Origin of the sequence: Paenibacillus sp. PastM-3, from assembly GCF_029893965.1 — a bacterium.
Taxonomy (GTDB): domain Bacteria; phylum Bacillota; class Bacilli; order Paenibacillales; family Paenibacillaceae; genus Paenibacillus_AQ.
On the sequence record NZ_JARXXP010000001.1, the window covers coordinates 376,445 to 389,043 of the forward strand.

Annotated in this window: 12 protein-coding genes and 1 riboswitch; of the genes, 6 read left to right on the top strand and 6 right to left on the bottom strand. The window is 47.9% G+C overall.

The window, feature by feature from the left end:
* Positions 1-13: 13 nt before the first annotated feature.
* From M2108_RS01720 to M2108_RS01745, 6 genes are all read right to left on the bottom strand, one after another.
* Positions 14-484, bottom strand: coding sequence for a C40 family peptidase (locus tag M2108_RS01720; protein ID WP_277467803.1), 471 nt, complete (start codon positions 482-484; stop codon positions 14-16).
* Between the two features lie 4 nt (positions 485-488).
* A riboswitch (cyclic di-AMP (ydaO/yuaA leader) is annotated at positions 489-623 on the bottom strand.
* A gap of 98 nt (positions 624-721) precedes the next feature.
* On the bottom strand, positions 722-919 hold the full coding sequence (locus tag M2108_RS01725; RefSeq protein ID WP_277467640.1) for a hypothetical protein: 198 nt from the start codon (positions 917-919) through the stop codon (positions 722-724).
* Between the two features lie 17 nt (positions 920-936).
* Positions 937-2,328 (bottom strand): sensor histidine kinase, encoded by a 1,392-nt coding sequence (locus tag M2108_RS01730; RefSeq protein ID WP_277467639.1) that lies wholly within the window; start codon positions 2,326-2,328, stop codon positions 937-939.
* On the bottom strand, positions 2,318-3,034 hold the full coding sequence (locus M2108_RS01735) for a response regulator transcription factor (protein WP_277467638.1): 717 nt from the start codon (positions 3,032-3,034) through the stop codon (positions 2,318-2,320). Before M2108_RS01735 ends, M2108_RS01730 begins: the two co-directional genes overlap by 11 nt.
* Before the next feature lie 77 nt (positions 3,035-3,111).
* On the bottom strand, positions 3,112-3,303 hold the full coding sequence (locus M2108_RS01740; RefSeq protein WP_277467636.1) for a DUF2933 domain-containing protein: 192 nt from the start codon (positions 3,301-3,303) through the stop codon (positions 3,112-3,114).
* 30 nt (positions 3,304-3,333) lie between these two features.
* Entirely contained in the window at positions 3,334-4,527 is a 1,194-nt protein-coding gene (locus M2108_RS01745; RefSeq protein ID WP_277467635.1) for a cell wall-binding repeat-containing protein, read from the bottom strand.
* A 394-nt stretch (positions 4,528-4,921) separates the two neighbouring features.
* Here M2108_RS01745 and M2108_RS01750 point away from each other — a divergent pair, with 394 nt between their 5' ends.
* The 6 genes from M2108_RS01750 to M2108_RS01775 all read left to right on the top strand — a co-directional run bounded on the left by M2108_RS01750 (position 4,922) and on the right by M2108_RS01775 (position 12,591).
* Complete coding sequence (locus M2108_RS01750) at positions 4,922-5,071, top strand: hypothetical protein (RefSeq protein WP_277467633.1); 150 nt, start codon at positions 4,922-4,924, stop codon at positions 5,069-5,071.
* A gap of 4 nt (positions 5,072-5,075) precedes the next feature.
* On the top strand, positions 5,076-5,939 hold the full coding sequence (locus M2108_RS01755; RefSeq protein ID WP_277467632.1) for an MFS transporter: 864 nt from the start codon (positions 5,076-5,078) through the stop codon (positions 5,937-5,939).
* Positions 5,940-6,101: 162 nt separating this feature from the next.
* The gene (locus tag M2108_RS01760; RefSeq protein WP_277467630.1) at positions 6,102-8,393 is read left to right on the top strand and encodes a hypothetical protein; all 2,292 of its coding nucleotides are present in this window, start codon (positions 6,102-6,104) and stop codon (positions 8,391-8,393) included.
* Between the two features lie 25 nt (positions 8,394-8,418).
* The gene (locus M2108_RS01765; protein WP_277467629.1) at positions 8,419-10,062 is read left to right on the top strand and encodes a response regulator; all 1,644 of its coding nucleotides are present in this window, start codon (positions 8,419-8,421) and stop codon (positions 10,060-10,062) included.
* Positions 10,059-11,150 (top strand): HEAT repeat domain-containing protein, encoded by a 1,092-nt coding sequence (locus M2108_RS01770; protein WP_280776844.1) that lies wholly within the window; start codon positions 10,059-10,061, stop codon positions 11,148-11,150. Before M2108_RS01765 ends, M2108_RS01770 begins: the two co-directional genes overlap by 4 nt.
* On the top strand, positions 11,131-12,591 hold the full coding sequence (locus M2108_RS01775; RefSeq protein WP_277467624.1) for a glycosyltransferase family 2 protein: 1,461 nt from the start codon (positions 11,131-11,133) through the stop codon (positions 12,589-12,591). The genes M2108_RS01770 and M2108_RS01775 overlap by 20 nt, the downstream gene beginning before the upstream one ends.
* Positions 12,592-12,599: the final 8 nt, after the last annotated feature.

The following is a 12,599-nucleotide window of genomic DNA, read 5'->3' on the forward strand; positions in this document are numbered from 1 at the left end:
TATGAACCTTTCATTAACGGCTCACCATATCAGAATAGCTGTTATCACTGACCACACGGCGAGCGGTTACATACCGGTCCTTATAATACGATTCTGACAAGCTGCTGATTCTTACGCCCTTACTGCTGGATGAGTGAGCGAACTTGTTGTCACCTACATAAATGCCCGCATGGGAAACTCCGGAACCAACGGTATTAAAAAACACAAGATCACCCTCACGCAGATCATCTTTGGCTACAGGAATGCCGGTTTTAGCCTGCGATTGAGAAGTGCGCGGAAGGTCATCCACATTGAACTTCTTAAGTACATAAAGAATAAATCCGGAACAATCAAAGCCTGAAGTTGTGGTTCCTCCATAAAGATAAGGGGTTCCTACGACCTGATCCACAACACTGTCCAGCGTTACCTCGCTTGCGTATGTACCTGGTGCTGCAGAAGCAAATATAAATGAGGCTGCCAACATGGATACGATGACTTTCTTCAGAAACTTGTTCTCCCTTCAATGCCTACGGAGTTAGCTGAGGATTCGGTTAAAGGTTCCCTATATTCCCTTTCATCCAAGAATAATTCACCCAAAAAATGGTTCCCCCGTTTTCAACGCTGAAATTCGGCAACTTATTAATATTTTGTAACTATTAACACTTTAATAGATGGTAGGCAGCCTGTCAATCCTTTTAAATTTAATAGAATCAAAAGTAACGTTTTTGTCATTGATTTAATATCAATGTTTTTTGCGGGCTTTATAGACCCTCATAATAACGGCACTCAAGAATACGATAAAAAGGATACAGGCTGCCATCTTTATGATCCCGCTTATCTGGATTAAGGGATTGCTCTCAAAAGATACTGCGGATATTGTCATGCACGTTAAGCCCATACCGATAAATAGAGCCGCTATGAGCCATTGTATTTTTTTCATTAGCCTGCCTCCTGACGTCATGGCTGCCGGTCAAAGTCAAACTTAATTTCGAATCGCGTGCCTTTACCTAACTGACTGTATACTGAAATCTGTCCTCCCTGCAATTCTACCAGTTTTTTCACTATAGACAGTCCTAAGCCCGTTCCTCCAAATTGACGTGACCTGGACTTCTCAACCCGGTAAAAGCGTTCAAAGATATACGGAAGCTCATCATCCGGAATCCCAATCCCTGTATCTTCGATGACTAACACAAAAGCACTGCTGTGATAAGATACGGAGATCTCGATTTTTCCTTTATCGGTATAACGGATTGCATTCTCCAACAGATTGATTAGGATTTGCTCCATCCGTTTTTTGTCTGCACGGATATCCTTTATCATTCCTTGTTCATGGTATAGCAGGCCGAGATTTTTTTCTTTTGCCTTGAGCTCTACTTTTCGCATCGCTTGCTGCGTCATTTCAGACATATTCACCCAGTCCATATCGAGACTGATCTTGCCTTCCTCCATCTTCGCCAGATCAAACAGATCTTCCACCAAATGCTGCAACCGTAATGCCTCATCATAGATGATTTCCAGGTACTTGTTCTTTTCCTCTTCTGTTTCATAAAGCTCCTGCCGGAGCACCTGAGAATAACCTTCCAGATAGGTAATCGGTGTCCTCAGCTCATGAGAAATATTGGCGAAAAACTCTTGTCTGGTATCCCTGTACCGCTGAAGATCCACTGCGAGATCGTTGATTGCATATGCCAGGCTGCCTATTTCATCTTTGCTGTTGATATCAAGCCGTGTTTCCAGATCACCTGCTGCGATTTTTCGGGTAGCCTGCTGCATTTTGAGTAGTGGACGTGATAAATATTGAGCTATAATCCATGTAATACCAAGGGCCAACAGAAAGGCGCCTATTCCTGACAATATCAACAGATTACGGACAGCCGTTAAGGACTGCTCCATTTTCTCGGTAGAAGACATTACATATAGTGCAGAGGTAGCCGCCCCATTCTCATAAATAGGCTGGCCGGATACAAAGTAACGAATTCCCGAAGGCTCGGTATATAAGAAATTGACTTTTTTTCCTGCAAAAATGTTGTCCAGGTCGATGCTGTGAATAATCTTCTGATCGGAAGAATCATGAGTTCCCGAGTGCAGAATGACTTCCCCATCCGGTTTGACGTTGAAAATACTAACATTAGAGAATTCAGCAAAGGTTTTCATCGTTTCATCAGACGTATTATCCGAATGGGCCATCACTGCAAAGTGGGAAGCCAGTTCCTCCGTCTCCGTGCGCATCCGGTCGCTATAAAAGCCCGTAAATAAACGGTCTACCGTAAAGCCCAGAAATACTAATACAATCAGAAACAGAGTAATGATAACGAATCCTAATTTAAAACCGATACGGTTATTTTTCATTGGTATCACCAGATATGTTAAATTTATAGCCAACCCCCCATACCGTTTGGATCGGATTATACTTCAGGCCGGAGTTATGCATTTTCTCCCGTATGTTTTTGATATGCGTGTCTACTACCCGGATCTCTCCTTCAAAATCATATCCCCATAAGCGCTCCACCAGCTCCTCTCTTGTAAAGGCCCGCTGAATATTTTGCGCCAGAGTGGCCAGAAGATCGAACTCCTTTTGCGTAAATTCGATTGGATGATCACAAATTCTGACTTCTCTGGCTTCAGGTGTGATAATCAGATCAGGAAAAGTGAGTCCACGGGCAGGTTGAACAGGCATTGTCTGGTTCATGACCGATCTGCGGATCAAAGAGAACAATCGGGCCAGTAATTCATCAGAATCAAAGGGTTTGGTTAAGTAATCGTCTGCTCCTATATCCAGACCCTTGATCTTATCCCTGGTTTCTGTACGAGCCGATAGAAATAAAATGGGCGTATTCACTCGTTCTCTGATTTGCCTGCAAATCTGCCAACCATCCATGTCGGGCATCATCACATCGAGAACAATAACGTCAAACAAACGGGCATGGACCAGAGCCAATGCTTCTTTCCCGGTGGATGCTTCCTTAATTTCAAAGCCTTCTTTCATTAAGTAGATCCGAAGCAGGTTTCTCATATTCCATTCATCATCTACAATTAAGACCTTAAGTTTAGACACTGGATATCCCCTCCCCTTCAGCTTTATCTTATCGTTAGAATGCCGCAAGCGCATATCGCTTACGGCATTCTCTGGTTCTATTTTTTTAAGGTTTGTATTTCTTTACGGATTCTTTCATTTTCTGCTTTCAGATCAGTCAGCTGTTCCTGAACACTTTCAGCAGCAAGCGGCTTGCCGGAGGAACCGTGAGAATGTCCCCCTTTCATCGTAAACATCATTACAATCATCATTATCGGACAAACCAGTACAAGAAGTATAGACCAGTCCATATGAAATCCTCCTTTTATATATTCCTGAAATTAATGGCCTGAATGCGGGTTATCTCCGGATGCGGGAGAAATCTCAAGCATATCATCGATTTCACTTTGTGCTTCAGCAGTAATTGCGTTGTTATCCCCTGTGATCCATGCGTGGTTATACGGACCTTCTGCCGGAGAATCCTTAAACTTCGGCTGAATTTCAGCTGTGTATCCCATTACCGCTTCCGGCATATGATCCTTGCTGGTGAAAATCAGAGGAGCATGTTTACCAAGATGTGAGAACGGGGCCGCTGCAATCGCTAGCAGTGTAGAGTCTGCAGGGAGGAAAGACAGGTTATGTCCTGGTGACGTTATTCCCCATCCGAATCCGGTTGCTTCATCTTTGAATTTTGAAAAAGCGATAGCATTAGTGGCCGGATCCTTCCCCGAGATTCGGGTTACTGAGCCATAAGCTTTCAGTTGCTCTTCGACTCCTGATGAAACGGCTGACTCCGGTCCAAGAAGGTAAATCACTGCATTCCCTCCGCGTTCGTTCAATGCCTGAACGGTCAGCTCGGGAACTTCATCCTTGGTTACGTACAGGAGAGGTTCCGGCATATGAGCAATCCAGTTAACAGCAGGAAGCGTGTATTCCGGACTATCCATCGATCCAATCACTACGGCTTGCGGGAGTTCGCCAGCAACCTTGGCATAGTAAGCATCAATGGCCCCGGCAACTGCAGCCGGCTCGTCCCCTTCAATTTTATCCAGCTTCATATTTAGCGTATCCAATTGTTTGACTACTGCATCGGAAGCTGGCCCCACGATAATGATCTGAATCCCATCATTTCCTTCTGCGCCCCTAGGCCTCAAACGTTGTAATTCCTCGAGCGTTGCTTCAGGAACCTTGTCTTTCTCAAAGAAAAGGACAGGTCCGTTGCTTGGGTGGTGTATAAGGTCGGTACTTGCCGCAGCAATTTGCCAATTGCTGACGTCAGTAAGCACGACACTTGCAGGCCGGTTACTGCCGGATACAGCCGTCCAAAGGGTCCGGGATACCAGCACAGCTGCTTCAATCGGGTCAGAGGTGTTAATACGTGTTGTGTTCTTCGTACCTATCCAAGGTGTAGATACCGCGGAAGTCACGGCAGTATTCTCTGCTCCCTGTTCAGCCTCTTTATTGCCAATTTGGCAGCCTGCAAGGATTGTACTCAGCGCTACTGTCAAGCTGACAATGACTATTCCTTTTCTCATAACGTATCCTCCATAGGTTTTCGTTTGTTTAACTGCTTCATACTTTACTTTAAATTTATGTGGAATTTGTGTAGTGACAATATAAAATATCCGGTTTCAAGAACTCAGGATGCAGCCGCATTGAGTCGCTGTAAAATGACCATACAAAGTGGCCGCTTGCTGCAAAGTAACAACACGTGAATAAGTTCCCGCATGTTAAAATGAAGTAGAATTTACTTTTGGGTGAATTTAACTTCACACGGAAAAGAAGGGATATCCTTATGCGGCTATGCAGAGGCATTGCTCCGTGCAAAGTCTGAAACGGACGAAACTGCACGGAGCGGATCTGAGTTCGTCCGTTCGGCTTTGCACTTTCATTGAATGATTAAAATTCAATTGAAAGAGGAGCAAAGTCATGATAAAAAAATGCAAAACCACCTTCCGGGAGCTTCGTACCTTCCTGATTTTATGGCTGACACAGTCATTTTCATCACTGGGCAGTGCAATGACTGCCTTCGCACTGGTGATCTGGTCTTATTCCGGAAAAGCACTATCAGAAGGTTAGCGGGATGCGTTCCTTATCCAATTCGCTGGTCACTATATTAACGCCTGTATTCGCCACTTCACTGCTTTCATTTACAAGTATTAGAGTTGTAATCCTGTTTGATCTCATTACCTTTGCCACAGCATTTGTTGCGTTATTATTCTTTGTTAAAATTCCTCAAATCAAGAACCGGAGCAGTACCGGAAGCATGACGATATTACAGTCTGCCAAAAGCGGCCTGCAGTATCTCATGGACAACCGCGGAATCCTGGATCTGATTCTTTTTTTGGCCGTGATCAATTTTACTGCCTCGATCTTCAATGCTGCCCTGCCCGCTATGATACTTTCACGTGCCGGCGGCGGAGAGTTCGCGCTTGGACTGATCAATGCGGTAACCGGGATAGCCATGATGGCAGGAAGCATTCTCGTTGCCATCCTGCCGCCGCCAAAGAGCCGGGTTCGGGTTATTTGTAATTGCCTGCTTTTTTCCATGAGTACCGAGAATTTTATGCTTGCCTTCGGCAGAAGTACTCCTGTGTGGTGTCTGGGTGCTGTCCTTGGATGGATTTTTATCCCGGTTATGAGCGCTAATATGGATGTGCTATTTCGTACAAAAATCCCTATTGAGATGCAGGGGCGTGTCTATTCGGCCAGAAACACCTTACAGTTTTTCACCATTCCATTGGGGTACCTCAGCGGCGGATTTCTGGTAGACAAAGTGTTTGAACCGTTTATGGCCGTAAGAACCTTGGACAGTGTATACGTTGCACTGGTCGGTGCCGGAAAAGGCTCGGGTGCAGCTCTGCTGTTTCTTGTTATTGGAATCTTCGGTGCACTTTCCTGCCTTCCGTTTCGGGCTGACGGGAATATCTGGAAATTAGAAGAATAGTTGTAATTACCAAAAAAAGCGCCGGGAGCCTGAACAGCTACCCGGTGCTTTTTGGTTGTCTTCTGCCGTGGTTTAAGGTGATTTTCATCGTGTTATTGTTGCTGGCCAAGTATTAACATGTTAGTTTTATATTGATTGATTAAAATTTGGAGGTTTGATGGATTGAAGAAACTAGCAGTGACAGGGACACTCCTTCTGCTTATTGCCGTTGCAACCTTCGTGCTTTTGCGTGACTGGAAAACAACTGAAATGGAGGTTGGAGGGGAAATAACAAATATAATTACACCTTTTGAGCGTGCAGGCACCTTCTACACAGCCCGAATTACGGGTAACCGCCTCCAGGTTTATGAAAAAAATGCCTGGAAGGATATGCAGATTAAAGGGGTCAATATCGGGATGGCCAAGCCCGGAACGTGGCCCGGAGAAGGCGGAATTACGGAGGAGGAATACTACCGCTGGCTGGAAATGATCTCAGCTATGAACGCCAACGTAATACGGGTCTATACACTGCATCCTCCGGGTTTTTATAACGCCCTGAAACGGTTTAATGACACGCATGAGTCGAAGCTATATGTGATGCAGGGTGTATGGATTGAAGAAGAAACGCTGAGTTCCACGATGGATGCCTTTCAACCGGACAACCGGGAGCCTTTTATGCAGGATATCGAGACCGTTATTAATGTGATTCATGGAAATGCGGAAATTCCTGCCCGGCCCGGACATGCCAGCGGAAGCTACAAGGCTGATATTTCTCCATATGTGGCCGCCTGGATTCTGGGAATCGAATGGGACCCTGGCGTGGTGAATCAGACGAACCTTGTGAATGCAGGCACCGGTGATTATGCGGGAAAATATGTTTTTACGGAGAGCGCAGCCCCTTTTGAAAACTGGCTGGCCGGAATGCTCGACCATACACTGGAATATGAAATGGCACATTATCAATGGCAGCGCCCTGTCAGCTTCACCAACTGGGTGACGACGGATCCCCTGGATCATCCGGCCGAGCCCTCCGAAACAGAGGATATGGTGTCAGTCAACCCGAATGTGATTCATTTAAAAGAGGACATTTATACCGGCCAGTTCGCTTCCTATCACGTGTATCCCTATTATCCGGAATTTATGAATTATGAGCCTGCTTATCTGGAATACAAAGATCAGCGCGGAAAGCCGAATAATTATGCCGCTTACCTGAACGATCTCAAGAATGCCAACAATCTGCCCGTCCTCATTGCCGAGTTCGGTGTGCCCAGCTCCAGAGGATTAACGCATGAGAACCCCTTCGGTATGAACCAGGGCTTCCTTTCCGAAGAAGACCAAGGCAGGATCAATGCCGGCTTATATGAGGATATTATCTACGCAGGCATGATGGGCGGACTGGTGTTCACTTGGCAGGATGAATGGTTTAAGCGCACCTGGAATACGATGGATTTGGATAACCCGGACAGACGGCCCTATTGGTCCAATGCACAGACTAACGAGCAGCAGTTCGGCCTGCTGAGCTTCGACAGGCTTGAAATCCGTGTGGACGGCAGCACAGAGGATTGGGAAGCAAGTGAAACTCCCCCTCTCTACGATAAGGAATCAGGACCGCTTCAGCCAGACGCTGACGGCCAGGATGAACTGCGGACATTAAGCAAGGTATATGCCACTCATGATGAACGTTATCTTTATTTGCGGCTGGACTACAAGAACATGGATACTAACAGTCCCTTTAAGGCGATGAATACATTAATTGCATTTAATACCCTTCAAGGGCAAGGCAATATGGAGCTGCCGAACCAGACCGGAGTCAAGGCTCAGGAAGGCATAGACTTCGTGGTTCAGCTTCAAGGAGAGGATTCCTCACGGGTCATCGTGGACAGCTACTATGATTTGTTCCAGTTTCAGTACGGAGACCAGCTTACCGAAGCGTTATCCTACCCAATCGCAAAAAACAGCGGCCGCTTCCACCCTATCCGGCTCACGCTGAATAGAAAAACAACCATTCCCTCCACAGGGGAAGAATTGCCTTTTACCTATTACGAGACCGGGAAGCTCATGCATGGCAACGGGAACCCTGAGTCGGAGAATTATAACTCACTGGCTGATTTCTATGTGAACCCGGATAAGGCTATGATCGAGCTGCGGTTGCCCTGGTCCCTCCTTAACGTGAAGGACCCCAGCACGCTTGAGATTCAAGGAGATGTCTGGAACGGAGGCATGCAGAGCAGCAGCATTATTGATGGTATAGATATAGCTGTGATAACGTATAAACCCGGTGCTGACGGTAATGCTGCGCCATTGGGGACCTCCTCCGGCACCTTGCGGGTCGCTGATTCTTTTCCCGAGACTGATAATAGCGGCCAGCTCGGCAGCATGTCCCGTTACAGGTGGGAATCCTGGGATCTCCCGCAGTCCACGGAAAGACTGAAGAAATCATATGATGTGATCCAAGAACTCTTCAAAAAAGAGTAAACAAGAGAGGAGAACAAACCTGCGCATGGACAAGTTTCAACAATTGTTTCTCAAGAAAATGCAAGAAAAACTTGGGGTTCTAGCAACCGCCTCCTCTGCACCTGAGGGTGAAATCTATCGTCTGATTCATTCTATTAAAGGTACCGCCGGGACTATCGGGCTCTCTGAATGGTCAGCTGCCGCAGACAACCTGACCGGACAGCTGCGGGATGGATCAGAACAGGAATGGTCGGCTGAAGAATTGAAAGTGCTGCTCCAGCCGCTATATACCCTTCTTCCCCGTGAAGGGACTGAGGGTGCCTTGGCAGCCGGAACAGCTGGGGAGCAGCCGGAACCAATACTTCATACAACAGTCTCCGGGCCCCCCTCGAAAAAAAGCCTGATTGTGATTATAGACGACGACCCGGACATGCTTAGAGTGCTTAAAGAAACACTGGAAGCGTATGGCTGGATGGTTATGGCCACCTCTCTGCCCTCCAAAGCACTGGAATGGTGTTATGATCTGGAGCCGGATTGTGTCATTCTGGATATCGTTCTGGAGAACAGCAGCGGTTTTGAACTGCTGGACAACATTCGCAGCCGCTGCGAGGAACGATTGATTCCTACCGTGCTTATGAGTGCCGGGAACAACAAAGAAACGCGGATGCGGAGCTATGCCTCGGGAGCGGATGATTTCATTGCCAAGCCGTTTGAGCTTGATGAGTTCGCAGCCCGTATCGGCAGGCAGCTCTCCAGACGTCTAAGGCTGACTTCCATGCTGATGCTTGATGAGCTGACAGGTGCTTATAACAGCCGTTTCTTCAGACAAGAGCTGGGGCGCTGGCGCAGTGCTTCTTCAGCTGCAGGTTCACCCCTTAGCCTGACGGTTCTGGATATTGATCAGTTCCGTAAATGGAATGAGGGGGGGAACTATGATGAAGGGGATAAACTGCTCCGTTCCTTCTCTTCTTTTATTCGCTCTCGTCTGCGGGACCAGGATATTTGGGCAAGAGAACACGCAGACCATTTTTTGCTGCTGCAGCCTGGCTTAACCGTAGAAGAGGCCGAGCATGAGGCTCAGCGTCTGATCCAGCAGTTTGCCTCATACCAGTATCAAATGAATCCGCAATTGGCGCTTGCTGCGACATACTCAGCCGGTGTGACGGCAGTCAGCAGCGAGATGCCCGGGGAAAGAATTCTTGAACAGGCTGATATGGCTGTTGCTGCCTCCAAGGCAGCCGGCGGAGGAATCTGCACCCGGTATACTGAGAATCAATCAGGCCTCGTGCAGGGACAGCCTTTGCGTCTTGCCGTGATCGACGATGATGATCTGATCCGCAACCTGCTTGCCAAACAGCTCTCCGATCTTTCCGGGAACTACAATATGGAGATCCGCAAATTCAAGGACGGAGAAGAATTTTTCAGTGATCCGTGGCATTCCATGGGAGGGCGGTATCTCCTGGTTCTGGACCGGATGATGCCGCGAATGAATGGTATGGAGGTTCTGCGCAAGCTGCGCAGCGGTGCAGGGAGAGGCGAATATACGATTCTGATGCTGACCGGTGTCAATGAGGAACGTGAGATTGCGGAAGCGATTCAGGCCGGAACGGATGATTACTTGACCAAACCCTTCAGTCTTGTGGAGCTTGAAGCCCGCGTTGTCAGGCTTTTGCGGGGGATGAACGGATGAACGGCCGTTTCGTATTTCTACTCCAGGTTGTTCAAATAACAGGCCTCATGCTGTTAATCCTGCTTGTTAGTCTCTTGATATACTTGTCCGCACGCAAAGCAATTCATAACAAACATACCGACCGTTATAACCGCCGTCTCCAGCGGTTACTGGCTACGGACTCTGCATTGCAGGTGTTTCTGGAGACGGGTGAAGCATCCCGCATCCTTAATGTCCGCAAAGACCGCCGTTCGCCTGTTTTCGAGGCGCTGCGTGTACGCCTGTCCATAAGCAGAACAGAGCATGAAAGAGCCCTGATTTACGAATACGCACGGAACCATTTTCATGATTACTATGCAAGACAGCTGAAGAATCGTCGCTGGAGTACGCGAGTTAATGCACTCCTGGAGCTGGAGCTCTTTCATATGGATACTATGCGGGAAGAACTAACAGAACTGCTGGGCAGAACTAAGCCTTCAGATACCGAGAGATTTCTGATCCTGCGGATTTTTGCCAGCCTTCAGATGAAGGAGGTTCTCCCCTATCTACAAACTGAAGCTTCTTCCTTGTCTGATTCTCAGCTGCTTCAGCTGATATTGCCGCTTCAATCCGCTTTGCAGGAGGTCATTCTGAATGAATTTCATGTGTATCCCTTAAGAGTACAGTGCGCTGTGGTGGATGCCCTTCGGCTGCGTAATGAGCGCTCCGCTCTGGTACTGTCCCATCTGGAGTCACTGCTTGGCAGTGAGGAGCCTGACCTTCGGCTGCGTGCGGTCAATGCGATAGCAAACTTCGGATACATCAGTCCTGAAGGTGAAAGCAAGCTGCTTGAGCTCCTTCGGACACAGACCGGAATTAGCTGGAATGAGCGGCAGGCACTGGCCCGGCTGATGGGAAGCATCCGCGAGGAGCATTTTCTTCCGATCCTGCTGGAATTCCTGGGCGATGAATCATATCTTGTCCGTCAGACCGCCAGTGATTCACTTTCCCGTTACAAATCAGGAGGAGAACAGCTGCGAAGCGCTGCTCTGCATCACCCGGACCGCTTTGCCAGAGAAATGGCGGAAGAAACGCTGGAAAGGAAACGGTATGAAGGAGTCTTCCATTGAAGTTATATATAATGTGCTGAATAGTTTATCTTACGTGCTGGTGTTCTATGTTGCTTTTATAACGCTGGTCTATATTTCGCTGTTTATTATAGCAGCTGTAAAGCTGTTCCGGGAGAAGGATGTCAAGCCGATCCAGTATGACAAGATTTTAAGCAGTGAGCTGGCCCCTCCCCTATCCATTCTGGTTCCTGCCTATAACGAAGAAGTAAATATAGTCTGGAGTGTACGCTCCCTCCTGGGGATCAATTACAAGCAGTTTGAAATTGTTGTCATTAACGATGGCTCCAAGGATTCAACGGCGCAAAGCTTAATAACGGAATTTCAAATGGTGGAAGTCAAAAGCAAGGTACAGTGGTCAGGCCTCGGACGGGAAACCAAGCCTATCCGCGGCATCTACCGCTCCCTCCAGCATCATAATCTGGTACTCGTCGACAAGGAAAACGGCGGAAAAGCGGATGCCCTCAACGTAGGTATCAATGTATGCCAATACCCGTATTTCGCCTCGCTGGATGGCGATACCGTACTCGATACGGATGCCTTCATCAAGGTGATGAAGCCTGTGATGGATGCGCTCCCCGGAGAAGAGATTGTGGCGACCGGCGGCAGCGTCGGCATTGCTAACGGGAGCTATGTCGACAGCGGCCATCTCAGCAGCGAGAATGTACTGCTCTCCAGAAAACCGCTGGTTATTATGCAGGTTATCGAATATTTACGGGCTTTCTTAATGGGGCGTGTTGGCCTAAGCCGGTTCAATATTCTGCTTATTGTTTCAGGAGCTTTTGGCGTATTCAAGAAAGACTGGGTTATTGAAGCCGGCGGCTATGAGCCGGGAACGATTGGTGAGGACATGGAGCTGATTGTCAGGCTGCACCGGCGGATCAGGGAGAAGAAAAGCAAGGCGAGAATCGTATACGTACCGGATCCCGTCTGCTGGACGGAAGCGCCGGAGACTGTGAAGGTTCTTCACCGGCAGCGTACACGCTGGCACCGGGGCCTGTTTGAAAGCCTGTGGAAGCACAAAGTGATGCTTCTGAATCCGCACTACGGTAGAATTGGAATGGTCGCCATGCCGTACTTTGTATTTGTTGAACTGTTGGGCCCTGTAGTCGAGGTGCTCGGAATACTTACCGTGGTGCTGGGGTTGTCACTCCAATTGGTCAACACGCAGCTCAGTCTGGCTTTGTTTCTGGTGATGGTGATCTACGGTTCGCTGTTATCGGTAGGGGCTGTATTGTTTGAGCAGTGGTGCGTTGGACGGTATAATAAGGTCGCCGATTTATTCCGGCTGTTCTTCTATGCCCTCTCGGAGGCCTTTTGGTTCCGTCCGCTCATGACAGCCTGGCGTTTGAAAGGTCTCTTTCAGGCAGTGCGCGGCAAACAGCATCAGTGGGGAGATATGGTACGCGGAAATGTCATGAACTCCAAGAAACCGGGTGCTTAAGATTAGAT

Coding starts and splice junctions, on each gene's coding strand:
- M2108_RS01725 (WP_277467640.1), bottom strand. CDS start 919: ATGAAAAAAATACAATGGCTCATAGCGGCTCTATTTATCGGTATGGGC.
- M2108_RS01730 (WP_277467639.1), bottom strand. CDS start 2,328: ATGAAAAATAACCGTATCGGTTTTAAATTAGGATTCGTTATCATTACT.
- M2108_RS01740 (WP_277467636.1), bottom strand. CDS start 3,303: ATGGACTGGTCTATACTTCTTGTACTGGTTTGTCCGATAATGATGATT.
- M2108_RS01745 (WP_277467635.1), bottom strand. CDS start 4,527: ATGAGAAAAGGAATAGTCATTGTCAGCTTGACAGTAGCGCTGAGTACA.
- M2108_RS01750 (WP_277467633.1), top strand. CDS start 4,922: ATGATAAAAAAATGCAAAACCACCTTCCGGGAGCTTCGTACCTTCCTG.
- M2108_RS01755 (WP_277467632.1), top strand. CDS start 5,076: ATGCGTTCCTTATCCAATTCGCTGGTCACTATATTAACGCCTGTATTC.
- M2108_RS01765 (WP_277467629.1), top strand. CDS start 8,419: ATGGACAAGTTTCAACAATTGTTTCTCAAGAAAATGCAAGAAAAACTT.
- M2108_RS01770 (WP_280776844.1), top strand. CDS start 10,059: ATGAACGGCCGTTTCGTATTTCTACTCCAGGTTGTTCAAATAACAGGC.
- M2108_RS01775 (WP_277467624.1), top strand. CDS start 11,131: ATGAAGGAGTCTTCCATTGAAGTTATATATAATGTGCTGAATAGTTTA.